Origin of the sequence: Streptomyces sp. CB02366 (assembly GCF_001905905.1) — a bacterium.
Lineage (GTDB): Bacteria > Actinomycetota > Actinomycetes > Streptomycetales > Streptomycetaceae > Streptomyces.
Map to the genome: position 1 here is coordinate 1 of NZ_LIVT01000006.1, position 25,649 is coordinate 25,649.

General features: G+C 73.8%; 23 protein-coding genes and 1 pseudogene. 2 read left to right on the forward strand and 22 right to left on the reverse strand.

The genetic code is table 11. The features are described 5' to 3' along the window. Positions 1-154, reverse strand: a pseudogene (locus AMK24_RS19030) (electron transfer flavoprotein subunit beta); the annotation flags it as partial. 153 nt (positions 155-307) lie between these two features. Between AMK24_RS19030 and AMK24_RS19035 the strand changes: the two are divergent. Continuing rightward, positions 308-997 carry a TetR family transcriptional regulator gene (locus AMK24_RS19035; RefSeq protein WP_073769992.1) on the forward strand — a complete coding sequence of 230 codons (690 nt, stop codon included), beginning with the start codon at positions 308-310 and terminating at the stop codon, positions 995-997. Between the two features lie 126 nt (positions 998-1,123). Then, positions 1,124-1,492, forward strand: coding sequence for a Zn-ribbon domain-containing OB-fold protein (locus AMK24_RS19040; protein ID WP_073769993.1), 369 nt, complete (start codon positions 1,124-1,126; stop codon positions 1,490-1,492). Between the two features lie 59 nt (positions 1,493-1,551). On the opposite strand, the gene AMK24_RS19045 is transcribed toward AMK24_RS19040, so the two are convergent. The 21 genes from AMK24_RS19045 to AMK24_RS19145 form a co-directional block, all read right to left on the reverse strand. Next, positions 1,552-2,247 (reverse strand): type 1 glutamine amidotransferase domain-containing protein, encoded by a 696-nt coding sequence (locus tag AMK24_RS19045; protein ID WP_073770320.1) that lies wholly within the window; start codon positions 2,245-2,247, stop codon positions 1,552-1,554. Positions 2,248-2,431: 184 nt separating this feature from the next. After that, positions 2,432-3,475 carry an amidohydrolase family protein gene (locus tag AMK24_RS19050; RefSeq protein ID WP_242435189.1) on the reverse strand — a complete coding sequence of 348 codons (1,044 nt, stop codon included), beginning with the start codon at positions 3,473-3,475 and terminating at the stop codon, positions 2,432-2,434. Positions 3,476-3,506: 31 nt separating this feature from the next. Further along, positions 3,507-4,016: a GbsR/MarR family transcriptional regulator gene (locus tag AMK24_RS19055; RefSeq protein ID WP_073769995.1), complete on the reverse strand. Its 510-nt coding sequence runs from the start codon at positions 4,014-4,016 to the stop codon at positions 3,507-3,509. After that, positions 4,013-4,870, reverse strand: coding sequence for an alpha/beta fold hydrolase (locus AMK24_RS19060; RefSeq protein WP_073769996.1), 858 nt, complete (start codon positions 4,868-4,870; stop codon positions 4,013-4,015). The genes AMK24_RS19055 and AMK24_RS19060 overlap by 4 nt, the downstream gene beginning before the upstream one ends. Positions 4,871-5,088: 218 nt before the next feature. Further along, positions 5,089-5,982 carry an enoyl-CoA hydratase/isomerase family protein gene (locus AMK24_RS19065; protein ID WP_073769997.1) on the reverse strand — a complete coding sequence of 298 codons (894 nt, stop codon included), beginning with the start codon at positions 5,980-5,982 and terminating at the stop codon, positions 5,089-5,091. Next, a complete protein-coding gene (locus AMK24_RS19070; protein ID WP_073769998.1) occupies positions 5,979-7,646 on the reverse strand; it encodes an ATP-dependent acyl-CoA ligase in 1,668 nt (555 codons plus the stop codon). Before AMK24_RS19070 ends, AMK24_RS19065 begins: the two co-directional genes overlap by 4 nt. Beyond that, positions 7,643-9,352 (reverse strand): CocE/NonD family hydrolase, encoded by a 1,710-nt coding sequence (locus tag AMK24_RS19075; protein WP_073769999.1) that lies wholly within the window; start codon positions 9,350-9,352, stop codon positions 7,643-7,645. The genes AMK24_RS19070 and AMK24_RS19075 overlap by 4 nt, the downstream gene beginning before the upstream one ends. Beyond that, positions 9,352-10,167 carry an SDR family oxidoreductase gene (locus AMK24_RS19080; RefSeq protein WP_073770000.1) on the reverse strand — a complete coding sequence of 272 codons (816 nt, stop codon included), beginning with the start codon at positions 10,165-10,167 and terminating at the stop codon, positions 9,352-9,354. The genes AMK24_RS19075 and AMK24_RS19080 overlap by 1 nt, the downstream gene beginning before the upstream one ends. Continuing rightward, complete coding sequence (locus AMK24_RS35195; protein WP_073770001.1) at positions 10,164-11,807, reverse strand: SDR family NAD(P)-dependent oxidoreductase; 1,644 nt, start codon at positions 11,805-11,807, stop codon at positions 10,164-10,166. The genes AMK24_RS19080 and AMK24_RS35195 overlap by 4 nt, the downstream gene beginning before the upstream one ends. Beyond that, a complete protein-coding gene (locus AMK24_RS19090) occupies positions 11,804-13,084 on the reverse strand; it encodes a beta-ketoacyl synthase (RefSeq protein ID WP_073770321.1) in 1,281 nt (426 codons plus the stop codon). The genes AMK24_RS35195 and AMK24_RS19090 overlap by 4 nt, the downstream gene beginning before the upstream one ends. Next, entirely contained in the window at positions 13,074-14,462 is a 1,389-nt protein-coding gene (locus AMK24_RS19095; RefSeq protein WP_073770002.1) for a beta-ketoacyl synthase N-terminal-like domain-containing protein, read from the reverse strand. Before AMK24_RS19095 ends, AMK24_RS19090 begins: the two co-directional genes overlap by 11 nt. Continuing rightward, on the reverse strand, positions 14,459-15,283 hold the full coding sequence (locus tag AMK24_RS19100) for an SDR family NAD(P)-dependent oxidoreductase (protein WP_073770003.1): 825 nt from the start codon (positions 15,281-15,283) through the stop codon (positions 14,459-14,461). Before AMK24_RS19100 ends, AMK24_RS19095 begins: the two co-directional genes overlap by 4 nt. Beyond that, positions 15,280-16,191: an SDR family NAD(P)-dependent oxidoreductase gene (locus tag AMK24_RS19105; RefSeq protein WP_073770004.1), complete on the reverse strand. Its 912-nt coding sequence runs from the start codon at positions 16,189-16,191 to the stop codon at positions 15,280-15,282. The genes AMK24_RS19100 and AMK24_RS19105 overlap by 4 nt, the downstream gene beginning before the upstream one ends. Beyond that, the gene (locus AMK24_RS19110) at positions 16,184-17,152 is read right to left on the reverse strand and encodes a ketoacyl-ACP synthase III (RefSeq protein WP_073770005.1); all 969 of its coding nucleotides are present in this window, start codon (positions 17,150-17,152) and stop codon (positions 16,184-16,186) included. Before AMK24_RS19110 ends, AMK24_RS19105 begins: the two co-directional genes overlap by 8 nt. Before the next feature lie 65 nt (positions 17,153-17,217). Then, positions 17,218-18,261, reverse strand: a complete 1,044-nt coding sequence (locus AMK24_RS19115) for a ketoacyl-ACP synthase III (protein WP_079190553.1) — start codon at positions 18,259-18,261, stop codon at positions 17,218-17,220. Beyond that, on the reverse strand, positions 18,258-20,045 hold the full coding sequence (locus tag AMK24_RS19120) for a CoA-transferase (RefSeq protein ID WP_079190554.1): 1,788 nt from the start codon (positions 20,043-20,045) through the stop codon (positions 18,258-18,260). The genes AMK24_RS19115 and AMK24_RS19120 overlap by 4 nt, the downstream gene beginning before the upstream one ends. Next, a complete protein-coding gene (locus AMK24_RS19125) occupies positions 20,042-21,334 on the reverse strand; it encodes a beta-ketoacyl-[acyl-carrier-protein] synthase family protein (RefSeq protein WP_073770006.1) in 1,293 nt (430 codons plus the stop codon). Before AMK24_RS19125 ends, AMK24_RS19120 begins: the two co-directional genes overlap by 4 nt. A 201-nt stretch (positions 21,335-21,535) precedes the next feature. Beyond that, positions 21,536-22,342 carry an ABC transporter permease subunit gene (locus AMK24_RS19130; protein WP_073770007.1) on the reverse strand — a complete coding sequence of 269 codons (807 nt, stop codon included), beginning with the start codon at positions 22,340-22,342 and terminating at the stop codon, positions 21,536-21,538. Between the two features lie 72 nt (positions 22,343-22,414). After that, positions 22,415-23,371: an ABC transporter ATP-binding protein gene (locus AMK24_RS19135; protein ID WP_073770008.1), complete on the reverse strand. Its 957-nt coding sequence runs from the start codon at positions 23,369-23,371 to the stop codon at positions 22,415-22,417. A 216-nt stretch (positions 23,372-23,587) separates the two neighbouring features. Next, a complete protein-coding gene (locus AMK24_RS19140; RefSeq protein WP_073770009.1) occupies positions 23,588-24,379 on the reverse strand; it encodes an enoyl-CoA hydratase/isomerase family protein in 792 nt (263 codons plus the stop codon). Continuing rightward, positions 24,376-24,990 (reverse strand): response regulator transcription factor, encoded by a 615-nt coding sequence (locus tag AMK24_RS19145; RefSeq protein ID WP_073770010.1) that lies wholly within the window; start codon positions 24,988-24,990, stop codon positions 24,376-24,378. Before AMK24_RS19145 ends, AMK24_RS19140 begins: the two co-directional genes overlap by 4 nt. Positions 24,991-25,649: the final 659 nt, after the last annotated feature.

The following is a 25,649-nucleotide window of genomic DNA, read 5'->3' on the forward strand; positions in this document are numbered from 1 at the left end:
CCGCGATCTGCAACGCCTGCTCGACCGCGTACTCGTCCAGCTCCGAGAGCAGACCATCGACATCCTCACGGTCCACCGTCAGATCATCGGCGAAACGCCGGTCACCGGACGCGTCGGGCACATACTTCACACAGACAACGATCCTCAAGCTCACGCCGGCTCTCCTGCCTACCTGGGTGTCACGGGTACTGGTGGAGAGATTATGGCACTCAGTACCCTCTGTAAAGGTACGCAGTGCCAAAACCAGTCTTCCGGTGCTACGTTTCGCCGCATGAGCGAGGCGCGAGGACCCGAGAAGAAGCCCCCCATGCGGGAGGTGCTGGCACAGGCGGCCTTCCAGCTCTTCGTGGAGCGGGGCTTCGAGCGGACGACCGTGGACGACATCGTGGCGCGGGCCGGGGTGGGCCGCCGTTCGTTCTTCCGGTACTTCCCCTCGAAGGAGGACGTGGTCTTCCCGGACCACGAGCGCTGCCTCGCCGAGATGACCGCGTTCCTGGCCGCCGTGGACGACGGCGACCCGGTCGGCGCGGTGTGCGACGCGGCGCGCATCGTGCTGCGGATGTACGCGGACAACCCCGAGTTCTCCGTCCGGCGCTACCGGCTCACCCGGGAGGTGCCGGGGCTGCGGACGTACGAACTGTCGGTGGTGCGCCGGTACGAGCAGACCCTCGCCGGCCATCTGCGGAGCCGGTTCGGCGAGGACGGCGACGGGGGGCTGCGCGCGGAGGTGATCGCGGCGTCGGTGGTCGCCGCGCACAACAACGGGCTGCGTCTGTGGCTGCGTTCGGGCGGGGAGGGCGACCCGGAGGCGGCGGTCGACCGTGCGCTCGCCCTGGTGCGCGAGGTCTGGGGCACGCCCGCCCCCGCGCCGGCCGTCCCCTTCCCCCTCTCCGGCGGCGGGGGCCCGGAGGGCGAGGTGATCGTGATGGTCGCGCAGAAGGGCACCCCGATGTGGCGGGTCGTGCAGCAGATCGAGTCCGCCGTCGGCGAGAACTGAGTACCAATAGGCACTCAGTGCCTTTACGGTCCGGCACTGGGTGCCATATGGTGCGGACGCGCCGTCCGTGCGGGTACGGCGCGTTCCGAGTCGAGCGCAGGGGGTCGAGCCATGTCCCAGACAGGAATGGGCACCATCCGGAAGGCGCACGAGGAGAGCGGCCTCTCCTACCACCGCTGCCGCTGGTGCGGCACCGCCTCCTTCCGGCGGTTGCTGTGCCCGGTGTGCGCGTCGAGCGAGCTGGAGCCCGAACGCACCACCGGCCACGGCGTGGTCGTCCGGACCGCCGTGGTCCACCGCTACACCGACGAGGCGCGTAACGAGTCCCTGGTGCGCTTCCCCGAGGGGTTCGTCTTCCGCTGCCGGGTCGTCGGCGCCGCGCCGCACCTGGTGACGGTCGGCGCGCGCGTGCGGCCCGTCTCCGGCGAGGAGCCGGAGAACGGCGCGGTCGTGCTGGAACTCTGCGAGCCCCCCGCCCGGCGGGACTGGCTCTGAGAAGCCCGGCCGCCCCGGCGACCCCGGGCCGGCCGGCCCGGGGTCGCCGGGGCGCCCTTTCAGCTCAGCCGGCTGAGGATTTCGTCCGCCAACGGGGCCGAGGACGCCGGGTTCTGACCGGTGATCAGGTTCCGGTCGGTGATGATGAACGGGGCCCAGGGCTCGCCCTCCCGGAAGTCCGCGCCCAGCCCCACCAGCCGGTCCTGGAGCAGCCACTTCGCCCGGTCCGCGAAGCCCGCCTGGGCCTCCTCGGCGTTGGTGAAGCCGGTGAGCCGGTACCCGGCGAACACGTTGACGCCGTCCGGGCCGGTCGCGGCCAGCAGAGCCGCCGGTCCGTGGCAGACCACGCCCAGCGGCTTGCCCGACGCCAGGGTCTCCGCGAGCAGCCGCCCCGAGGCCGGGTCCACCGCCAGGTCCTCCATCGGGCCGTGACCGCCGGGGTAGAAGACGGCGTCGTACGCGTCGAGGTCCACGTCCTCCAGGGCGATGGGCCGGCGCAGCTCCTCGAACGCCTCCAGCCCGGCCGCCACCGCGTCGGCGCCCTCCTGGCCGCCGTTGGCGCCGGGCGCCAGACTGCCGCGGTCCACGGTCGGGACGACTCCGCCCGGGGTGGCGACGACCACCTCGTGTCCGGCGTCGGTGAACGCCCGGTACGGGGCCACCGCCTCCTCGGCCCAGAAGCCGGTGGGGTGGGCGGAACCGTCCGCCAGGGTCCAGTGGTCCGCGCCGGACACCACGAAAAGGATCTTTGCCATGTCGTACATCTCCGTTGGTCGGGGTGGCTGACCAGGCCGACGGTAGGCCCGGTCCGGCCAGGATCGGCGCTCCGCCCGCCCGTGCCGGAAAGTGGCTCCCGACGCGTCGGCGGCGATCGGCCGTCCGGCGGATCGCCTGCCCCCGCAGGCGACCGCGAACCCTCCGGAGCCTCCCCGGCGCGGCTCAGTCCCGGCGCGCCCCGGCCGAGCGGGCGACCAGCGCCTCCGCGTTGCCCGAGAGCCAGGCGGTCACCACGTCCCGGGGCAGCGGCAGCTCGGACACCTCGTCCGCCAGCGGACCGGTCGGCCCCGGATTGACCCAGGTCGACGTGCCGAACAGGACCCGGTCGCGGGCGAGCCCCCGGGCGTGGTGGAGCAGCGGCTCCCAGCCCGAGCCGGGCCGGGGCATGTGCCGGGGGCGGTGGGAGGAGAACTCCAGGTAGACCCCGGGGTGCCGGGCGGCGGTGAGCAGGGTCTCCCGCACGTCGGGCCAGCCCGCGTGCCCGGCGACGAGCAGCAGCTCGCGGTGGCGGGCCGCCAGCGTCTCGACCGTACGCCAGCCGCCCAGGCCGCTGGGGTGGCTCCGGGCGAAGTGGTGGCCGGTGTGCAGCCAGACCGGCAGCCGCGCGGACGCCGCCGCGTCCCAGACCGGGGCGAACCGCGGGTCGGCCGGGTCGGTGCCGTCGAGGAAGGGGATCACGCACAGCCCGGTCGCCCCCGCCGCCAGCGAACTCTCCACCTCCCGCAGCGCCTCGGCCGGGTCGCGCAGGGAGACCCCGGCCCAGACCTGTACCCGGTCGCGGACGTCCCGGACGGTCTCCAGCAGCCACGCGTTGACGGTACGGCCGTCCGGCAGCCGCTCCGCCGAACCCATGGCGAACTCCGCCGTCACCCCCTGCCGTCGGCGGTCCGCGAGATGTGCGGCCAGGTCGAAGGGCGGCCGGCCGGGCGGCAGCAGCACGTCCACCGCGTCCTGCCAGCGGACGGCCAGGGCCTGGCGGTAGGCGGAGTGGACGGCCCCGAAGTAGCGGCAGAACGAGGCGGAGAAGACGTCCAGGTACTCGGGGGCGTTCTCGCCCAGCCGGTTGAGGTAGGCCCGCCAGCCCGCGTCGTCGTACACGAGGGAGCAGGCGTCCACGACCGGCGGGCGGACCGGGGCCGCGGAAGCCGCCGCGTCGGCCGCCGCCGCTGTTCCGTTGCTCGGCGCGAGGCCGTACGACACGTTCACGATCACTCCGTCGGAAGTCGAAAGCGGGATCTCAGGAGGCGGCGGCGCGGCGGGCCTCCCAGTCGGCCACCAGCGCCTCGGTCTGCTCCACGTAGCCGCTGAACAGCCCGGCCAGCGACGCCAGCCGGTCCCGTGCCTCGCCGCGCGCCACCGGGACGCCCGCGTTCAGCGTCTCGGTGAACTTGCGCATGTGGGCGTTGTTCACCAGCAGCAGGTGCTGGAGGTCGCCCACCGCCTCGTAGTCGATGCGCCTGCTGCCGGGCCGGGTGGAGCGGCGCACCAGCGTCCACGCCTCCAGCTGGCGGGCGGCCACGCTCAGTCCGCTCTTGGCCTGGCCGAGTTCACGGGTCATGGTGTCGAGGTCCACCGGCTTGTTGCGCAGCAGGAGGTAGCCGAAGAGGCGGCCGGTGGCCTGGGGAAGGCCCCAGCGTTCCATCAGCGAACCCATCGCGCTGATGAAGGACGCCTCCGCGTCGCTGAACCCCCCGGGGCCGGGCGGCGGGAGGGGGCCCGCGTCGGGTGTGTTGCCGTCGTCGGTCATGGTCTCCTCGGAGTCTCAGCCTTCAGGAAGGCGACGGTCAGCCGGTTGACCTCGTGGGGACGGTCCAGGTTGGCGACGTGCCCGGCGCCGGGGATCACATGGAACTCGCTGTGGGGGTCGCGTTCGCTCCACCGCTCCATCGCCGAGCGGATGTTACCCGTGCCGTCGTGTTCGCCGCAGATCAGAAGCTCGGGCTTCTCCACGCGGTAGCCGGGGGAGGGGTCGATCGCCCGGGTCATGCCGTCCCAGGTGGTGAGGAAGGCGCGCCGCCCGTTGGCGGCGAAGACCTCCCGCAGGTACTCCCGGGCCCCGGCGTCCTCGGCCGACGCCACCGCCATCGACCGGGTCAGCCGGCGGTAGGGGACCAGCCGCATGAGGGCGCGGGAAAGGACCAGGCCGCGCCGTTCGCGCCGGGTGACGGGCAGGGTGCTGGACGTGGAGCCGATCACCACGAGCGCGGTGACCTCGTCGGGCCGGCGGCGCAGGAACTCCTGGGAGATGTTGCCGCCCATCGACTGGCCCAGCAGCGCCAGCGGCCGGTCCATCCCGGCCGCGTCCAGCACCGCCGCCAGATCGTCCGCCGCGTAGACCGTACGGAACCTGCCGGTGCGGGAGGCGGACGCCCCGTGGTAGCGCACGTCCCAGCGCAGGGTGCGGAAACCCGCCTCCACCAGGGCGGGGATCTGAGGATCGAACATACGGTGGTCGGCCCCCGCGCCGTGGGTGAGGGCGATGCCCGGACCGTCCGCCGGACCGGCCGTCCAGTAGTGCAGCCGGGCGCCGGAGACCTCGGTGCTGTGCTCCCTCTCCACGACCCGGGAACTGGCGGCGGCCCGGCTCTCGGGGCGGCTCATCGTGCCGGCTCCCCGTCGCAGCCGTCGGCCTCCGCGGGTCTGGACCGGGGCCCGTACGCGGGCGCGGACGGAGACGGGGGAGGAGGCGGCGAGGCCGCCGGGCGGGGGTGCCGCAGCGCTTCGTTCATCAGAATCAGAATACTCTCTCCATCGCGGCCGCAAAGGCGGACGGCCCCGCCGGGCCCGTCGGCGGCCCCGGCGCGGACCCCTTCGGCCCCTCAGTCGCCGGTGAAGCGGGGCGGGCGCTTCTCCGCGAAGGCGGCCATCCCCTCGCGCGCGTCGGCCACCGTGGCGTGCGTCTTCAGGTGGTACGCGTCCTGGAGGCGCAGCCCGTACTCGGCCGGCTGCCCCCAGCTCCGCTCCCGCAACTCCTTGAACAACCCCACCGAGGCGGTCGGAAGCGCGGCGAACCTGCCTGCCAGTTCCGCCAGTTCACGGTCGAAATCCTCCGGGGCGCAGAGCCGGTCGAACAGCCCCAGGCGCACCGCCTCGTCCCCCGAAACCATCCGTCCGGTGAGGTAGATCTCCGTCGCCCGCGCCGGACCGGTCAGCCGGGACATCAGCACCACGTTCCCCACATGGCCGACCCCCGCCAGGCAACTGCCGATCGAGGCACGGGTGTCCGCCAGCCGGAAGTCGGCGGCGCAGGCGATCTCCGCCCCCGCGCCCGCCGCCGCACCGGTCAGCCCCACGATCACCGGCTTCGGCAGATGCAGGATCGCCTCGCAGACCCGGAGGTAGTGCGCGTCCGAGGTGACCGGGTCGAAGGGGGTGTCCACCCGGTCGCCCAGCCGCCACCGCCGTACGCTCTCCACGTCGTCGCCCGCGCAGAACGCCCCGCCGCTCCCGGTGATCACGACCGTACGGACGCGGCGGTCGTCGCCCGCGCACATCAGACCGAGCAGGAGATGGCGGGAGAGCGTCAGGTCGAGGCTGTTGCGGCGGTGCGGCCGGTCCAGCGTCAGCGTGGCGACCCCGTCCGCGAGCGAGGCCCGCAGCGGTACGCCCTCCTCGGCGTCCACGCGGCCGGCGAAGTCCGCGAACGACTCGGTCGCCGCCCCCGCCCATTCGGCCGCGAACTCCTGCCCCGTGTCGGCGGTTTCCCGGTTCATACGATCCTCTCCCTGCGGACGCGGACACCGGCCGCCTCGCGGTCCCAGGTCCCCGCCACCACGCCCTCGGCGCGCAGCGTGTGCTTGGTCGGCTTACCGGTGGGGGTCTTGGGCAGTTCGGGCAGCACCCGGATGTAGCGCGGCAGCATGAAGTGGGCCAGCCGCTCCCGGAGGAACTCCAGCAGCCCCGCCGGGTCGACCGGGTCCGCCGGGTCGCGGTCCGCCACCACCAGCAGCACCTCGTCCTCGCCCTCGTCGCCGGGGACCGCCACCGCCGCGGCCTCCAGCACTCCCGGGTGGGCCACCGCCTGCGCCTCCACCTCGAAGGAGGAGATGTTCTCGCCGCGTCGGCGGATCGCGTCCTTCTTCCGGTCCACGAAGACCAGGCCGCCGTCCGCGGCGCGCCGGAAGGTGTCCCCGGTGTGGAACCAGCCGTTGCGCCAGGCGGCGGCCGTCTCGGCGGGGCGGCCGAGGTAACCGCTGAGGAACGACCACGGCCGGTCGGCGCGCAGCACCAGCTCGCCCGCCCCGCCCACCGGCACCTCCCGGTCGTGGTCGTCGACCACCCGGGCGGCGATGCCCGCCCGGGGCCGCCCGCAGTGCATCGGGACGCCCGGGTGGTGGTCCGGCCCGGAGAGCACCGGGCATGCGACCTCGGTCATGTTGAACAGCGCGCGCACGGAGACGCCGAACCGCTTGGAGAACTCCGCGGCCCCCTCGGTGAACGGGATGACGTAGGCCGCCCGCAGCGGATGCCCGGTGTCCTGCGGCAGCGGCGGCTGCTTGAGCAGATAGGTCGCCATCACGCCGAGCAGCGTGCACAGGGTCGTCCCGGTGCGGCGGATCAGCGGCCAGAACTCACTGGTGGTGAAGGCGGGTACGACCGTCACCGATCCGCCGTGCACCAGCATCCCGTACGCCCCGATCGTGCCGCCCGCGTGGAACAGGGGGAGCTGGAGCAGATAACGGTCGTCCGGGCCGGCCATGCCGTGGAAGGCGGCGGTGCAACTGCTGTACAGGTGCGCGTAGGAGGAGACGACCCCCTTCGAGGGGCCGGTCGTCCCGGAGGTGTAGATCACCGTCTGCGGATCCCACGGCTGCAGCGCGGGCGCCGGCTCGGTGAACTCCGCCCGGTCCGCCCGCAGTCCGGTCTCCACCCGGTAGCACGCGGCGAGCCGGGCGGCGAGCGCCGCCACCTCGTCCGGCGCGTCCTCGGGGCCCGGCAGCAGCACCACCGTGCGCACCGCCCCGGCCCGCTCGCCCCCCTCCTCCAGCCGGGCCGCCAGCGACGGCCGGCAGACCAGCACCTCGGCCCCGCTGTCGGCGACCACCTGGCGCAGGATCGCGCCCCGGTAGGCGATGTTCAGCGGCGCCAGGACCGCGCCCGCCAGGTTGGCCCCGTACCAGACGCGCAGCGCGTCCGGCCCGTTGGGCAGCCAGCTCAGCACCAGCTCGCCCGGGGCGACGCCCAGCGCCTGGAGGGCCGCGGCCGTCTCCTCGGTCTCCCGGAGCGTCCGCGCGTACGTCCAGGTTCCGCCGTCCGGCATCAGCGCGTACGGAGCCGTCGGCGCGGCGGCGGCACGGCGGCGCAGCAACGGGCCCAGCACGCACTGCTCGGCGGTGGGCACCTCGGCGGACGCCGGGTCGAGTATGTCCTCGCTCACGCCGTCCCCCCGGCGGCCCGGGCGGGCAGCACCCGCAGCCGCAGCGCACTCTCGTACGGGCCGCCGTACCAGACCGTCTGCCGCGCCGGCCGGCAGTGCTCCGCCGTGCCGACCGGGCCCGGGACGTTCGGATGGCGGTCCAGGTGCGGGAAGTTGCTGCTGGTCACGTGGACGCGCAGCCGGTGCCCGGCGGCGAAGCGCCACGCTGTGTCCCCGAGCAGCAGGTCGGCGTCGTACGGTTCCTCCGGCGGGGCGCCGTCCTCGGTCTCCAGCCGGAGACTGGCCTCGGCCACCAGCAGCGAACGCCCGTCCGGGTGTACGTCGGTGAGCTTGGCGACGACGGCGGTGGCGGGCGCGTCCGAGCCGAAGCGCAGCCGCAGCCGCTGCCGGCCGACGACGTCCAGCGGTTCGGTGAGCGGCTCGGAGGTGTAGAGCAGCACGTCCGGCCTGGTCTCCAGGTGCGCCTGGTTGAGCGGGCCCGCCGCCAGCCGGCCGAGCTGGAGCACCCGCCCGCCGTGCGAGGGGACCGGGTTCTCCGGGTCGTAGGTGAAGGCGTCCTGTCCGAAGCCCTCCTGGGGCGGTTCGGGCAGCAGCCGGCCGTCCTCCTCGCCGCCCTCGGGGCCCGCCAGGTACCAGGAGGCGTCCACGGCCTCGGGCGGGGGCCAGCTCTCGGCGCGGTGCCAGGCGTCGTCGCCGAAGAGGAAGTACCGGACGTCGCCGCCCGCCGCCTCCCCGGCTCTCTCCCCGCCCGGACGCAGGTGGCGGTCGAAGAAGTCCATGTGGAGGTCGGCCAGCCGCGCGCCCTGCGCCGAACCGTACGGGCCCGTGTTCACCTCGCCCTGGACCTGCGGGAGCTGACCGGAGTGCACCCAGGGCCCGACGACCAGCTCGTGCCGCCCGGCCACCGGGTCCCGGGAGCGCATCGCACGGTGCAGCTCGATCGTGCCGTGGGAGAACACGTCGTACCAGCCGCCCACCGAGAACGTGGGCACCCCGACCTCGTCGAGACGGTAGTCGGCCACCGTCGCCACCTTCCCCGCGAAGATGTCCCGCAGCCGGCCGGGGAACCCCTCGAAGTCGAGGATCGTCGACAACGGCCAGCGACGCAGCGGAACTTCGGGAGTGGTGAGCAACTGCACGACCTCGGCGACGACCGCCCCGTCCACCGGGTCGCCCGCCGCCGCCCGGCGCTGCACCCACTCCAGCGCCGTCAGACCGAGCCAGCTCGTGAGGTGGTCCAGCCGCAGGGCGCCGCCCAGCTGCTCGGCGTCGAACAGCGCGGAGGTGGACATGGCGGGCGCGATGGCCCGCAGGTGCGGAGGCTTCTCCATGGCGGCCAGCCACTGCACGATCGCCTGGTACGAGGTGCCCGCCATGGCCACGTTCCCGTCGCACCACGGCTGTCCGGCGGTCCACTCGACGGTGTCGTACCCGTCCGGGCCCTCCCGCGACCAGTCCAGCGGGGCCCACTCGCCCTCCGAACCGAACCGGCCCCGGGTGTCCTGCACGACCGCCGCGTACCCCCGGTCCACGCACTGGGCCGGGGTCAACGTGGCAAGACCCAGCTGGGACTTGCCGTACGGCGTGCGGAAGAGGACGGCGGGCGAGGGCGGCCCTTCGGCGGGGCGCCACACATCGGCCCGCAGCACCGTTCCGTCGCGCATCTCCACCGGCACGTCGTGCTCGACGAGAGTGGTCCTGCCCATCAGCGGTTCTCCTCAACGGTCCGTCCGGCGCCCTCGGCGCGGGAGCGGTTCAGGTGGCGGGTCATGGCGTCACCGGCGGCGGCCCGGCTCGCGGAGGGCTCGACGCGGACCAGCGGGCCGACGCTCATCCGGGCCGGCCGGTCCAGCAGCCAGGCGACGGTGTCCGCGATGTCCTCCGCGTCCAGCACCGCCTCCTCGGGAACCCCGAGGTCGGCGGGGCGGGCCGCCAGCCGGGTGGAGACCCAGCCGGGCGCGACGGTCACCGCGCGGACGCCGCGATCGCGGTTCTCCTCGTGGATCAGCTCGGTGAGCCGGTGCACGGCGTGCTTGCTGACGCCGTAGCCGCCGCTGCCCGGCACCACCTCCGAGCCCACGCCCGAGCCGATGTTCACGACCCAGCCGTAACCGCGTTCCCGCATCCCGGGCAGCACCTCGCGGGCCAGCAGGAACGGCACGGTGAGGTTCACCCGCAGCTGCCGTTCCCAGTGCCGTTCCTCGGTCTCGTGGACGGCGGCCAGCCGGATCGCGCCCGCGCTGCACACCAGCAGTCCGACCGGCCCCAGCGCGTCGGCGGCCGCCGCGACCGCGTCGGCGGGGCCGCCCGGCTCGGCCAGGTCCAGGGCGAGCGGCAGCGCGACGCCCCCGGCGTCGCGGATCGACTCCGCCACCTCCTTCAGCTCGGGCTCCCGCCGCCCGACCAGCGCCACGGCACTGCCGCGGGCGGCCAGGCGGCGGGCGACGGCGGCCCCGATGCCGGAGGACGCCCCGGCGACGAGGGCGACCGGGGGGCCCACCGGCTCTCCCGCGGCGCTCACCGGCCCTCCACCTGTTCCCGGCCCGATGCCGACGGCGCCGATGCCGCCGGCTCCGGGTAGCCCGGCCGGAGCGGGGCCACGTCCCCGAGGCCGAAGCCGCCGTCCACGCGCAGCACCGCGCCGGTCACCCGGGCGGCCGAACCGCTCAGCAGATGGCCGAGGACGGCCGCCACCTCACGGGGGTCGCCGACCCGCCCGGCCGGGATCCGGCTGATCCAGCCGCGCCGGTGCTCGGGGCCCGCCGCGTCGCCCATCGGCGTCTCGATGATGCCGGGGGCCACGCAGTTGGCGCGGATGCCGTGGCGGGCCACCGAGACCGCGAGGCCGCGGATGTACTGGGCCATCGCCGCCTTGCTCGCCCCGTAGTACTCCAGCCCGGCGACCGGACTGAGCGTGGAGCTGACGGAGGAGACCCCGACCACCGCGCCGGGCGCCTTCTCGTCCCGCCAGCGGGCCGCCAGGTACTCGGTGACGGCGACGAAGCTGTGCAGGTTCACCGCGAACGTCCGGGCGGCGGACGCCGCGTCGCCGCCGACCGCGCTGAACCCCAGGTGCCCGGCCGCGTACAGCAGCGAGGTCACCCCGCCGGCCGCCTTCCAGGCGCGTTCACCGAGCGAGGCCGCGTCCTCGGGGTCGGAGAGGTCGCAGCGCAGCGTCCACGCCTGACGGCCCGCCGCCGCGATCCCGGCGGCGACCTCCTCCAGCGCCCCGGTCCGGCGCGCGGCCAGCACCACGTCCGCGCCGCGTTCCGCCAGATGCAGGGCGGCGGCCCGCCCGATACCGCTGCTGGCCCCCGCCACCAGGACCGTGTGGCCCAGGAGGTCCCGGCCGGTGACCGGCGCCGGCTGCTCCGCCGGGGCGCTCCGACGCGGCGCGGGCACGGCGGCGGGCGGCCCGGCGGGCAGCGACGGGATCTGGCCGAGCCCCGCGCCCCCGTCGACCGGCAGGGTCTCCCCGACCAGGTAGGAGCACCCCTCCGAGACCAGGAAGCCCACGGCGGCGGCCACGTCGGCGGCCGTGGTGGCCCGGCGCTGCACGAGGTAGCGCAGCAGCCCGGCTTCGGCCGCGGGGGAGAGGCGGTGGCCCAGCTCGGGGGAGTAGCCGGTGACCACGGTGTTGCCGACGACGCCGTGTCCGGCGACCTCGGTGACCAGGTGCTGCCACCACGCCCGGTCGGCGGCGAGCCGGGCGTGCCGGTCGGGGTCGGTACCAGCGTGCGTCTCGCCCGTCGCGTCGGTCACCAGGACCAGGCGGCCCCGGCCCGCCGCCGCCATCGCCAGCGCGGCGGCCCGGACCCGCGCCCGCTCCAGGCCGGGCGAGCGCTCCGCGCCGAACGCCTCCTCGCCCAGCAGCAGCGCGCAGTACGCGGCCGGAGCGGAACCGGAATCGAGGCCGCGCCCGTGGCCCGGCGCCCCAGTGGCCCCGGAAGCCCCGGAAGCCCCGGATGCCCCAGTGGCCTCGCAAGCCCCGGTGGCCTCGGGGGCCAGACCGAGGGCGGTGAGCGCGTCGGTGAGGGCGTCGGCCGCCCCGCCCGGGGCCCCGGCGGCGTCGACGACCACGCGGGCGCTGACCGGCGTCCGCAGCGGGTCCTCCCCCTCGGGCGTCCCCGGCCGCGTCGCCGTGTCGTGTACGTGGGTCATGGCAAGTCGCCGCCTTCGTATTCGATGACCATGCTGGTGGCGTCGCCGCCCGCCCCGGAGGCGAGCACCAGCGCGCTGTCGCCCCCGGTCGCCAGGCCCCCCGCGAGCACCGGGTCGCCCGGCAGGGCCGCGTACGGCTTCAGGGTGTTGGCGCTCGGCGCGATCCGGCTGTGGCGCAGCATGAGGAGGCTGCCGAGGAGCTTGACCAGGCCGCCGGTCCCGGCGACGTGCCCGAAGACCGCCTCCTGGTTGGTCAGCCGCAGCTCGCCGCCGTACCCGGCCGCCTCCCGCACCCCGGCCAGCGCCTGGCACAGGTGGTCCTCGACGAACCTGTTGCCGTCCGCGTAGTCGTTGACGAACGCGAGGTCGCCCAGCCCGCGCCCGGCCGACGCCAGGGCGGCCAGCACATCGCCCACCACGTTGGCGGGCGGCCCGGTCGCGACGGTGGAGGGGCCGTTGGAGCGGGAGGTGCGCAGATGGGCCCGGTGCAGCAGCCCCGGGCGGTCCCCGGTCGCCGCCGGGTTCTCCAGGACGACGGCGAGCGCACCCTCCCCGGTGGCGTTGCCGGTCTGGACCTCGTCGTGCGGCCGGACGTCGGCGGGGTCGTCGGAGAGCGAGGAGGCGCGGTAGCCGCTGCGCCCGGTGTAGCTGGTGCCGGCGACGAACACCGGGTCCACGGTGGTGTCCACGCCGACGACGACCGCCCGGTCGATGTCCCCGCACCGGAACATCTGCTGGACCAGGTGGAGCGTCCGCAGCGCCACGTTGCAGGAGCCCGCCACGCTCAGCGTCTGGCACGGCAGCCGAAGCCCGGAGGCCACGGTGCCGATCACGCTGGGCGGGGTTCCGTTGAGCCAGTACTCCATGCCGAGGGCGGCGACCCCCTCGTCCCGGACCAGCCGGTAATAGCGTTCGGTCTCCGGAAAGGCGAACTGGAGCGAGCAGGCGACCAGCGCGGTGCGTTCCGGATCGAGGTCGGCGGCGCTCAGCCCCGCCTGTTCCAGGGCGCCGTGCACCGCGCCCGTGGCCATCAGCCCGGCGCGCGAGGAGCGGCGGATCTGCCGCTCGGGCAGCGGGAGCACGGCCTCCGGATCCCACCCTTCGACCGTTCCGGCGATCCGCAGGGGAAGTCCGGGATGGGCGAACGGGGAGAGGCAGCTCGTCCCGTCGCGCACCACGCGCCAGAAGGTGTCCAGGTCGGTGCAGGCCCGGCCGTCCGGCCCCGGGAGCACGAACCCGGCGCCGGAGAGCCGCAGCAGCGGCAGCTCAGCAGGCATCGCCACCTCCCAGCAGCAGCGCGCTGTTGACCCCGCCCACCTGGTAGTTGAAGCTCAGCGCCCGGTCGAACTCCAGGGCGCGCGTCTTCGTGCCGGGCACCGGGTCGAACGAGCAGACCGGCGACGGGGTCGCGCAGTTGGCGGTGGGGCAGACCTCGCCCTCGCGCATCATCGTCAGCGTCAGCGCCGCACCCAGGTTGCCCAGCGGGGCGCCGCTGTGCCCGAAGCACGCCTCCTGCGAACTCACCAGCACCTGACCGGACTTCTCGCCCCACAGGGAACGGACGGCGTTGGACTCGATACGGGTGAACAGCGCGTCGCCCTCGCCGCCGCCGTTGACGTACGGGATGCGTCCCAGCGACGTGTGATCGCCCAGCGCGCGGCGGGCCGCCTCGGCCAGCCCCGTGCCGCCGGTGTCGATGGCGACCGCGCTGCTCAGCCCGGAGCGGGTGGTGGCCTGGCCGAGGACCGCGCCGTGGGAACGGGCGCCGCGCGCGGCGGCGTGTTCGCGGCTCTCCAGGACCAGGGTCACCGAACCGTCGCCGTAGTTCATGCAGTCGCCCGCCGCGTCGTACGGGCGCATCGGCCGGTCGTGGCGGGGTGCGGCCGGCGGGTCGTCGTTGTGCCGCACGGTGACGGCCTCACGCTCGACGACCTCCCGCAACCGGTGGCCGTGCAGCACCCGCTCGGTGTCGAAGCGGTCCACCCCGGTGACGACGACGAGGTCGCTCTGGCCGGAGGCGATCATCGTGCGGGCGATGCCGAGCAGCACCGAGGAGGAGGCGCAGCCGCAGCTCACCGTGTAGTTGGCGCCGGTCGACCCGAGCAACGCCGCCTGGACCGGGCCGACATCGCTCGACGTGCCCGCCACCAGCAGCCGTACGAAAAGGGACTTGGCGTCCCTCGGGCTGATCGTCGCCGGGTCCGCGTCGTGCCACGCGCGGTAGCTGTCGTAGTTGCTGTCCACCCCCGCACGGGCGGTCAGCACGTCCGCACCCCGCAACGCGCCCGCCGCGTGGTCGAGTCCCGCGTCCCGGCACGCCTCGACCAGCGAGACCAGGCCGTAGAGGTGGACGTCGGCGTAGCTGCGCAGATAGCGGGACGGGATGTCGGGCAGCAGTTCCGCGAACGCCTCCCGGGCCCCGCGCACGGTGCCGTGGTGGAAACCGTCGCGTTCGACGTGGCTGGCGCCGGTGGACGCGGTCGCCCAGACCTGCGCGGCCGTGCGCACCGGTTCGTCGCCCGCGCCGGGCAGGCAGAAGCCCATGCCGGTGACCAGGGCGTCCCGGGGCCCGGGGGCCCAGGGCCGGGCCGCCGGGGCGAGCAGCCGCTCGGGCAGCGGGAGGCCGCCCCGCTCCTGGCCGTACTCCTCGCTCACAGAGCCCCCGCGTCCACGTTGACGGCCTGCCCGGTCATCCCGCCGGAGAGGTCCGAGAGCAGGAACAGCACCTGGGCCGCGATCTCCTCGGGGCGCACCAGGCGGCGCAGGATGGTGCTGTTGACCGCCCGCTTGAGGTACCGGTCCCAGGTCAGGTCCGGCGGGCCGTGGTGCTTGGCGATGGCCGCCATGAACGGGTCGCCGTACCGTTCGCCGTCCGTGGCGGCCGGGCTGTCGGTGAGTCCGGGGCAGACCGCGTTGACCCGCACGCCGAAGGCGCCCAGCTCGGAGGCGAGCGCCTGCGTCATGCCGTTGAGCCCGAACTTCGAGGCGCAGTAGGAGGTGTTGGCGGGAAGACCGCGCTTCCCGGCGATGGAGGAGACCATCACGATGTTGCCCTCGCGGCGCTCCATCATCCCCGGCACGATCGCCCGCGCGACCCGGAAGGCCCCCAGCAGGTTGATGTCGAGGGTCGCCATCCACTGGTCCTCGTCCTGGTCGCACAGGAACGCCTGATCGCGGGCCGCGCCCGCGCAGTGCACCAGCCGGTCGATCGGGCCGAGCAGTTCCTCGGCCTCCCGGACGGCGGCGCGCACGCTGGCGGCGTCGGTGAGGTCGCCGGGGACCGCCACCGCCCGCCCGCCGTCCGCCTCGATCCGCTCGGCGAGCAGCCGCAGCTCCTTCTCGCTGCGGGCCATGAGCGCCACCCGGGAGCCGTGGGCGGCGAGCATCGTCGCCAGGACGGCGCCGATGCCGCTGCTGGCGCCGGTCAGGAAGGTGGTCCTGCCGTGGAGCAGGGTGGGTGCGAAGCCGCTGGTCATACTGTGTTCTCCGCTTTCTCGGGGAGGTCCGCCGTCGCGGCCGTCGTACGTGTTCCGGGAACCCGGTCGGCCGGGGGCAGGACGCGGGCGGGCAGTCCTCCCGCGTCGACCTCCAGCACCGTGCCGGTCACCGAGGGGTTGTCGGCGGCGAAGGCGACCGCCTCCGCCACGTCCCTCTCGTCGCACCAGCGGCGCAGCGGCACATGGCGTCGCAGGTCGGCCATGTAGGCCGCGTGCCGCTCGCTCGCCGCCGAACGGCGGCGCAGCGCCTCACCGTCGACGACTCCGGGGGCCACCGCGCTGACCCGGATGCCGTACTCGCCCAGCTCGGTCGCCCAGGTGCGGGTCAGCGCCTCCACCCCGGACTTGGCCGCGCAGTACGCCGACTGCCCGTACGCGCCCTTGCGGACGGTGGAGGAGATGTTGACGATGGCGCCGGGCGTCCCGGCGGCCAGCATCGTCTGCGCGGCGTGCCGGCCGACCAGGAAGGTGCCGGTGAGCAGGGACGTCACCACGCGCTCGAAGTCCTCCAGCGGATGCGGGGAGAGCAGGGGCGGCCCGTCGGGCCGTTCCCTGACGCTCACCAGGCGGCGGGAGAAGTTGTTGCCGGCGTTGTTGACGCACAGGCCGAGCGGCGGGGCGTCCTCGGCCAGCCGCTCGAAGAGGCCGCCCACCGACCGCTCGTCGGTGACGTCCGCCCGCACGGCGTGCAGGGCGATCCCGTCGTCGGCCGCCGTCTTCACGGCGGCGTCCAGACGCTCCGGGTCGCGTCCGCAGATCACGGTGTGCCAGCCCTCGGCGGCGAGATGGCGGGCGATGGCCGAACCGAGTCCCCGGCTGCCGCCGGTGACCAGCGCCGTACCGCGAACGCCGTTCTGTGTCAGGGAGATGGACGGGCGATCAGACACGGAAGAGCAGCCCCCCGTAGTACCAGCCGGATCCCACCGTGGGGGTGTAGCAGAGGTCGCCGGCCTTCAACCGGCCGTCGCGCGCCATCTCGGAGAGCACGATCGGCACCGAGGCGCTGCCGGTGTTCGCCCGCGTCTCGTAATTGGTGATGAACCGCTCCTCGGGGATGGAGAGGCGCTCCCGTACGGCGGTGTGCAGTTGGCCCGTGCCGGGGTGCGGCACCACCCAGTCGATCTCGTCCATCTTCGTGCCCGAACGGGCCAGCATCCGGGCGGCCAGGTCGGCGTGCGAGTCGGCCGCGACGGAGACCAGCTCCCGGCTGCTCCTGATCCACCCGTTGGGCGGGTACACCGTCACCGTCTCCCGGCCGGAACCGTCGCTGATCAGCAACGAGTCCCACAGCCCCGCGTCCGGCTCCGCGCCGCGCGAGAGCACGGCCGCCCCGGCCGCGTCGCCCACGATCAGCTCGCCCTTGCTGCCGGGGCGCACCCGGCGCGAGAAGCGCTCGCTGGAGACGACGAGCGCGTGCCGCCAGTCGGCGTGCGTGCCGAAGTACGCCGCCGCCGTCTGGACCCCGTGCACGAACCCCGTACAGGCGCCGCACACGTCGAAGGCCAACGCCCGTTCCGCGCCCAGCAGATGGGCGGTGTGCGGGGCCCACTCGGGAACGAACTGGCGGTCCGTCCAGTTGCTGAAGACCACCAGGTCCACCCGGTCCGGCGTGACGCCGGCCTGCTCCAGCGCCGCGCGGGCGGCGCGCACCCCCATGTACGCGGGGGTCTCCTCCTCGTCCGCCACATGGCGGCTGCGGACGTCGAGCCGTCCGATGACGGCCTCGTCCACGGCGTTGCCCGCCGGGTCCTCGGCGCTCTCGTTCTCGACCAGGAGGCGTGGGTAGTAGTGCCCGAAGCCGGACAGGCGCAGTCCGCTCTCGCGCCACAGGGAGGTCTCGTCGTGCATCTCTCGTCTTCCCGTACTGTGCGGTGGTGCCGGGGGACGCCCGGCGAAGGAGGCGGCGCGGTGGCTCACGGGATGCGCAGGAGCATCGCGCCCCAGCTGAAGCCGCGCCCGATGCCGATCGTCGCGACCAGATCGCCGGAGCGGATCTTCCCGGAGCGCAGGTTCTCCGAGAGGCAGCTCGGGATGGAGACGCTGGAGGTGTTGCCGCGCTCCTGGATGTTGGTCAGCAGCTTCTCGCGCGGGATCTCCAGCGTCCGGCACACCTGGTTGATCATGTTCAGGTTGCCCTGGTGCGGCACGAACCAGTCGATGTCGTCCACCGTCAGGCCGTTGCGCTCCAGAATCTCCCGGCCCACGTGGGAGAGCAGCTTGGGGCCGACCGCGCCGACCTCCCGGCCGCGCATCAGCATCTTGTCGTTCTCGTCGATGTCGAAGGCGTCGAAGTACGAACCGTCCGCGTGCAGCGCCACGTCCAGCAGGCCGTGCTCCGCGGTGTCCGCCGACCAGACGGCCGCCGCGGCCCCCGCCCCGAACAGCGCCGAGTAGCGGTAGTCGAAGTTCAGGATGGGGCGCGGGTTCTCCGCGCAGACGACCAGCGCGTTGCGCATGCCGAGGGCCGGGAGCATCGCGGCGGCCGTCGCGGTGCCGTACATGAAGCCGGCGCAGGCCACCGAGGTGACGTCGAAGCAGGTGGCGTGGCGCAGCCCCACCTGCTTCTGGAGCGGCAGCGAGATGTCCATGTAGTTGTTGGTGGCGCTGGAGGGGTTGGTACGCGGCCGGGTCGTCGAGGTCGTGCCGATGACCAGGTCGATGTCGTCCGGGCCCAGGCCGGCGGCGCTCAACGCGTCGTCCACCGCCTTGGCCGCCATCTCCACGGCGCGCTCCTTCTCGTCGGCCGGCCAGTGGCGGCTGACGATCCCGGTGTTCTCGCGGATCCAGGCGTCGTCGATGCCCAGCGCGTCGAGCTGCTCGAAGTGGGCGTTGGTGATCGGCTCGCCGGGGAAGTAGTGGCCGATCCCGGCGAGCCGCACCGGGGCGATCGCGGTGGGCGGCAGCGGCCGGAGGTGGGCCGTCGCCGGGTCGGGGACGGTCTCGGCGGTGGTGGTCATCGGTAGAAGCCTTCCGGGTCCATGGTGCGCAGGAGCGAGAGTTCTTCGGTGGTGACGGCCTTCTCGTCGGTCAGGAACGCGCCGACCCCCGTGGAGCCGTCGGGGAAGTCCCAGCCGGTGAGGTCCCGGACCGCCGCCTCGGGCCCGTCGGGGAGGTCCGCCTCCGTGCGGCCCCGGCCGGGCACGGGCGGCAGCCAGCTCGTCAGTTGGAAGGCGGCGCCGGCTCCCGTACGGGTGAAGCGCCCGAACTGGCTGACCACGTCGCGGACCCGCAGGCCCGGACTGGTCAGGTGGGTCAGCCGGGGTACGTAGCGGCGGGCCGAGGCGACCGCGATCACCACGCAGTCCACCGACGAGGCGATGTCGTTGGCCCCGCCGGAGCCGGTGATCCACCGGCCGTCCGGCAGCAGCGTCGTGTTGATGTTGGCGTCCGGGTCGATCTCCGCCGCCGACAGCACGCCCAGGCAGCGCGGGTTGGCGGCGACCGCGCCGCCCAGCGTCTCGGCGACCCCGGCCAGCATCTGCGAGCGCTCCGCGTGCCGCTGGCTGAAGAGGAAGACGTCGCCGGGCTCGGGGTCCATCGACTGGAGGCCCAGCTCGGCGGCCACCTGCACCTGGACGCCGTCCTCGGCCAGCAGCCGGGCCGCCAGCCACGCCGACATGTGCGAGGTGCCGATCCCGGCGAGCAGCGTGTCGTAGCCGCGCTCCCGCACCAGGTCCGCGACCGCGCGGGCGCCGAGCACGATCAACTGCTCCTGCTCGGTGGGCGCGGCGGACGCGTCCACCGGCGCGGCGGTCCTCCCCGCGGCGGCCGGGCCGCCCGGGGGAGCGGGGAAGACCAGTTCGGTACGGCGCTTCCCGCCCAGCTTCTCCAGGTACGCGGCGTGGTCCGGCACCCCGCCGACCCACTCCTCGTACCAGGCGGCGGCGGTCTCCGGGCTCTTGCAGGCGGCCACGATGTCGGTGAGGAAGCCGTAGTCGTCCAGGTAGCCGTCGATCCCGGCGAGCCCTCCGGTACGCAGCGACTGCGGGTGGGCGCCGAGCGGGGCCTCGCAGAGGCCGAGGACGCGGGCGGCGGGGATCACCACCCGGTCGGGCATGGCCGCGATCACCTCGTCGTCGACGATCGCCTCCACGGAGGCGAGGACGCCGTCGGTCGCGGCGTACGCGGCCCAGGGGCCCTCGCCCAGCGGGGGACAGGCCACGACGTTGCCCCGGCGGTCGGCGACGACCCCGTGGAAAAGGGTGAGGCGCGGGCGCAGCGGGCTGAGCAGGGTGACCGTGCGCTCTGGGTCCTCGGGGTGCGGCACCAGGTGGAGGCTGCCCTCCTTGCCGTGCCGCAGGTCGGTCTCGGCGAGCATCGAACCGGTGGTGGCGAAGGGCTGGCCGAGCGCTCCGGCCATCAGCCGCTGGGTGTAGCTCAGCAGCGACCACATCTCCATCTCGAAGGGCCTGCCCTCGGCCAGTTCGCGGTAGAGGCGGTTGGGGCGCGGCGAGGGGTAGGTGTCGCCGACGAATCCGGTGATCACCTTGCGTACGGCCCCGGAGAGGGCCAGCGCGTGGGCGCTGGAGTGCACGGCGGTGGTGCTCACGGTCAGGCTGCGGCTCCCGGCGAAGGTCCGGCAGACCGCGTTCAGCAGGGCGTTGGGCCGTGACATCGTCGCCGCCGCGTGCACGTGGTCGCCCTCGCGGACGAAGCGGCGGATCAGGTCGTCGGGGCCGGCTGCCAGGTGGGGGCCGGTCCGGCGGTCCGCGGCGCGCGGGTATGCGGGCGTGGTGGTCATGCGTGCTCCAGGGCCATGACGGAGGTCTGCGAGCCGAAGGCGAAGGACAGCGAGACCGCGAGGTCGAACTCGGTGTCGCGCGGACCCTCGGCGACGTGGTCGTGGTCGCACTCGGGGTCCGGCGTGCGGTGGTTGGCGGTCGGGGCCAGCCGCTGGTGGTGGAGCATCAGCGAGGTGGCGGCGACGTTGATGATCCCGGCCATGCCGAAGGTATGGCCGTAAATCGGCTTGTTGGAGCCGTGCGGCGGCAGGTCCGCGTCGTCGTGGTGCGGCAGCAGCCGGCGCAGGGCGCGGCTCTCGGCGAGGTCGTTGTACCGGGTGGCGGTGCCGTGGCCGCAGACGTAGCCGATCTCCTCCGGCTTGCGCCCCGCGTCGTCGAGCACCCCGGAGACGACCGAGGCGGTGACGTCCCCGACCAGGTCCATGCTGGTGGCGTGGTGGGCCTCGTTGAGGGCCCGGTGGCCCAGGATCCGTGCGTAGATCCGGGCGCCGCGCGCACGGGCGGACGACTCGCGCTCCAGGCAGAGCGTCATCGCCCCCTCGCCCAGGGCGAAACCGCGCCGGTCGCGGTCGTAGGGGCGGACGGCGGTGGCGGGTTCCTCGCTCTCCGGCGAGAGCACCCCGTCCCCGAGCCCCAGGTAGCAGCGGGCGACCTCGGGGGTGATGGGGAACTCGTGGCCCCCGGCGAGCACCACGTCGGCGCTGCCCGACCGCAGCTCGCGCAGGGCGATGCCGATCGCGTGGTGGCCGCCGACGCAGGCGCTGCTGACCGTGGTGACCAGACCCTTCGCTCCCACGGCGATGGCGGCCAGGGTGGCCGGGCAGCCGGCGAGACCCCGGAACATGGCGGTCGCCTTGCCGGCGTACGGGTCCTGCTCCGGGCCCGCCGTGATGGTCTCGGCCCACCAGGACAGCGGGCCGCGGGAGGAGGACTGGACGATGCTCAGCCGCTCCGGGGCGATCTGGCCGCGCGCGATCCCGGCGTCCGCGAGCGCGTCGCCGACGGCGGCCATGGTGGCCAGGATGTCGCGGTTGTACTTCGCGGCGTGCGCCGGCGCGAGGTCCGGCAACCGGGCCGCGGTGTCGAACGCGCCGAGCTGGGCGGCGGCGTGGACCGGCAGCCCGGCGGCGGCGAACGACGGCTTCTCCAGCCGGCTCACCTGCGATGTGCCGGTGGACACATGGCTCCAGAAGGCGTGTACGTCGGGGGTGCCGGGCAGTACGCACCCGATGCCGGTCAGCACGACGGGATCGGAGGGGTCCGGGAAATGGGCTCGACTGCTGTCCATGGACCGAAGCTAACTGCCCTTACATGAGCCTCGATATGGCCGTCAAGTACTCATACACGCCTGATGTGGTGACCGTCAGTACCCGATTTTCGGCCGGAGGCGTCGACTCCGTGCGGTAAGCGCGTCCGTGCGCACGAAAGCGGCCCGGCCGCTCCGCGGGGGGAGGGGCCGGGCCGCTTCGGCAGGGCGCGGGGGCGCGGGTCAGGCGTTCTTGACGTCCCGCCGGTCCACCGCGTACGTACCGGCGGCGACGACCACGGCGGAGAGGAGGACCAGCAGTGCCACCCCGCCCCACGGAACCCCGTTGAGCAGCGGGTCGCTGCCCAGCGCCCACTCCCACGGCGAGACGTTCGACAGCGGCTCCAGGGCGTCGGACATCGGCGCGATGGCGTGCAGCAGGTATCCGACGACGAGCACGCCGGCCGCCACGCCGAGCGCGGGGCCCCGGCCGAAACCGAATCCGACGACGGCGTACGCGACCCCGGCGTGCAGCACGGCCAGCAGTCCGACCGTCAGCGTGACGGCGGCGACCCCGCCGCCGGAGACGTCCATGTCGAACGAGACGACGGAGCCGTACACCGAAAGCCAGACCAGGAAGCTGGTGACGGCCAGGCCGAAGGCGACGCAGAGGAAGCGCACCAGGAAGACGGTGCGGCGGGCGACCGGCAGCGCCAGCAGCAGTTCGAGCCGTCCCGCCTCCTCGTCGCCGCCGGTCAGGGCGGCGGTCGCGGTCACGGCCATCAGGCCGAGGAGCAGCGGCAGCAGCACCGCGTACAGGTTGCCCTTGAGATAACCGCTGGCGCTGCTGATCTGGTCGATTCCGAACGCCGCGGCCATCTCCGGCGAGACGCCGGAGGCGAAGTCGTCCAGAGCGCCGGACTTCTCCATCGAGGGCCAGGCGCCGACGACGGAGAGGGCGAGCAGGACCAGCGCGGCCGACCAGGCGATCAGGGTGCGCTTCTGGATCTGTACTCCGCGCCGGAAGATCTCCGAGCTGGGCGATGACATGTGTTTCCCTTCCGGCCGGCCCGGGGGAGCGGCCTTGGTGACGTGAGGACCCGCGGCGGTGGCGTCCGGCGGTTATCGCGCGGGGCCGACGGCCGGGGACGGCTCCTCGGCCGCTGCGCCCCGGCTGTCCGGCACGTCGTTCTGGTAGTACTCCAGGAACGCCTCCTCCAGGTCCGGTTCGGGCGCGGTGAGCGTGGTGATCCGGTGGCCCGCCAGGAGGGACAGCAGCGGATCGGGCGAACCGGCCCAGGCCAGGGACACCTCCTGGCCCTCGGGTGTGCGCCGCTCCACGGCCGACGCCCCCCCCAGGGCGGACAGCGCCGCCAGCGGGAGGTCCTCGCCCTCGGCGAAGGTGATGTGGAAGCGCTGGGCGGCCCGGCGGCGCAGCTCGTGCGTCGGGCCGGAGGCGGCGAGCCTGCCGCCCTGGAGCACCGCGACCCGGTCGGCGACCCGCTCGACCTCGGAGAGGATGTGCGAGGAGAGCAGCACGCTCTGCCCGTTGTCCCTGGCCTCCTCGACGGCGGTGAGGAACACCTGCTGCATCAACGGGTCGAGTCCGTTGGTCGGTTCGTCCAGGATCAGCAGCTCCGGCCTGGCCATGAAGGCGCCGACCAGGCCGACCTTGCGGCGGTTGCCGGTGGAGAGCCCGCGCACCTTGCGCGAGGGGTCGATGCCGAACCGCTGGACCAGCTCGTCCCGGTAGGCGGTGTCCGCCAGCCCCCGCAACCGCCCCCAGGACACCAGCGTCTGATGGATAGTCAGCCTGTCGTCCAGTCGCAGTTCGCCGGGGAGGTAGCCGATGCGCCCACGGACCTCGGGGTCGGTCGGGGGGCGGCCGAGGACCCGGACCCGGCCGGAGGTGGGCCGGGAGAGGCCCATGAGCATCCGGATCGTGGTGCTCTTGCCCGCCCCGTTGGGGCCCAGGTAGCCGTAGACCACGCCGTGGGGGACCGTCAGGTTCAGCCGGCTCAACGCGGTGAAGTCACCGAACTTCTTGGTGACGTCCGTACATTCGATGAGAGGGGTCACGTCTCTTCTGCTCTCCTCTTGCGCCCACGGCTCGTGCGTCCACGGCCGGCCGGGGTCGTCCGGCGGGCATCGGGGGGTGGGGGGTCGGCGACTGCCGTACGGCACGTACGTCATATTCACTGTTTACTGAATCTGATCAACAGACTAACCGGGCGGCTCACCAGCTGCAACGAAGCGCCTACCTGCCGTGGCCCGAAACGCCCCGGTCGCCGGGGGTCAGGGGCGGTGGCCGGCAGGCGGCGAGGGGGCCCGGTTCGCTGCGGAAGCCGCCTGCCACCAGTAGCCGTTCTCCACCCCGAGCGCCGCCGTACGGTCCAGGTGCCCGGAGTCCCGCAGCAGCCGGACCCCCGCCTCCAGGAGCGCCGGATCCCCGGCGGCCACCGACGCCGCCAGCGCCCGGGCCTCGGCGAGCGCCCCGCCGTCGGGCACCGTGCGCTCCACCGCGCCGAGCCGGGCGAGTTCGTCCGCCCGTACGCGCTCGCCGGGTATCAGCAGCATCCGGGCGGCCACCCCGCGGCCGGCCCGGCGCAGCAGCGAGTGGACCGCCCCGCCGCCCGGCACCGCCCCCACCCCCAGCTCCGGAAGGCCGAACAGCGCCCCCTCTCCGGCCACCACCAGGTCGCAGGCCAGGGCCAGTTCGAGCCCGCCCCCGAGCGCGTACCCCTCCACGGCCGTCACCACGGGGAAGGGGGCGGCGTGCAACGCCTGGAACACCGTACGGAAGTGGGCCCGCCGCACCGCGCGGCGCGACAGGTCGTGCCAATCGGGCTCCCGGGTGTCCGCGCCGCTGGAGAAGGTTCCGCCGGCCCCGGTGAGCACCAACGCACCCAAAGCCCCGTCCCTTCGGGCTGTCAGCCGGATCAATTCGTCGGCGAGTCGCTCCAGCAGCGCGGTGGACATCGCATTGCGGCGGTGCGGGCGGCACAGCGTGAGGGTGGCCACCCGTCCGTTCCGTTCGACCAGGAGAGGGTTCGCCTCCGGTTCGGGGGCGGTCCGGGGAGGGGTCATCCGCAGGGCCTCAGCATTCTGAACAGCTCCTTGCGCCCGGACACGCCCACCTTGTGGAAGACCCGGCTCGCGTAGTTCTTGACGGTCTGCTGGGTGAGGCAGAGCTCCTGGGCGATCTCCTCGTTGGAACGCCGGCGCAGTAAGAGGCCGAGAATCTCCTCCTCGCGTCCGCTCAGCTTCCACGCCCCGCCCTTACCGGCCTTCCGGGGCTCCGGAGGCGGCTCGTCCGCACCCAGGTGCCAGAAGCCGCGCCCGCTCAGCACGTCGTGCAGCCCCTTGACGATGGACTCGGGCGGGCACGACTCGTGTACGAACCCGGCGGCCCCGCCCCTGATGCAGTCCACCACGCTGCGGGGAGCGTTGTCCCTGCTGTAGAGGATGACGCGGGTGCCGCTCCAGTACGCCAGGTTGCCGAGGACCTCCGGCCACTGCTCGTACTCCACGAGCGCCACGTCGGGCCGGCCGCCGGGGAGGGTGTCGACCGCGGTCGGGTGCGGACAGCCTCCCAGGACGGTGATGCCCGGATCGCCCCGGAACAGATCGAGAATCGCCTTGCGTATCAAAGGTGACGAGTGCAGGACCACCAGTCCGCGTCCGCCCTTCTCGGCCATACCAGAACCCCTCGTACTCCCAGCGCGGCGGGTGACGCCGCGTGTCGTTCGGCATGTTGTGAATATGTTGAACCGCACTCGCGGAATGATGCCCGCACCGCGGACGGGAAGTCCGCTCCGGTGGGGCGGAGGGCGGAACTGCGGAGCGCGTGGGCGCGCTCCGTACGGGTGCCGGGATACCGCCGGGTATTCAGGCGGGAATCGGATTCCGGGCCGGCATTTATTACTGACGCGTAGATAACGTGCGTGGACAGAGAATTCCCCGTGCAAGACGCGTGCGCCCCGCGTCCGGTTCCACTTTCGCGGACCTTTGATTCGTGGTCTGCGTGTGCACGTTAAGGCTCTGTGACATCCTCGGGAACAGTGGTCCCGGCGTGCGTCCGCAGGGGTGAGCCAGGCGGAATCGGCCCGGCTCACGGCGGGTCGGCGCGGCCATCCCCCTGGTCCCGCAGGTGTCGCGTAACCCTGAGAGGGTAGCTGGCTGAGGCACGGCTTCCTCCCCCTGGTGGTGCGTTCCAGCCGGTGGCCGGTCAAGGCCGCGCGGGGTGAACCAATACGAGAGTTCGGGCCCCGAATCCAGGCCAACACTAACCGTAGAGCCTCCACTTGTCACGCAGCGGATTTTTCCCCGGCGGTCAAGGATATCCGCCGGTAATTGA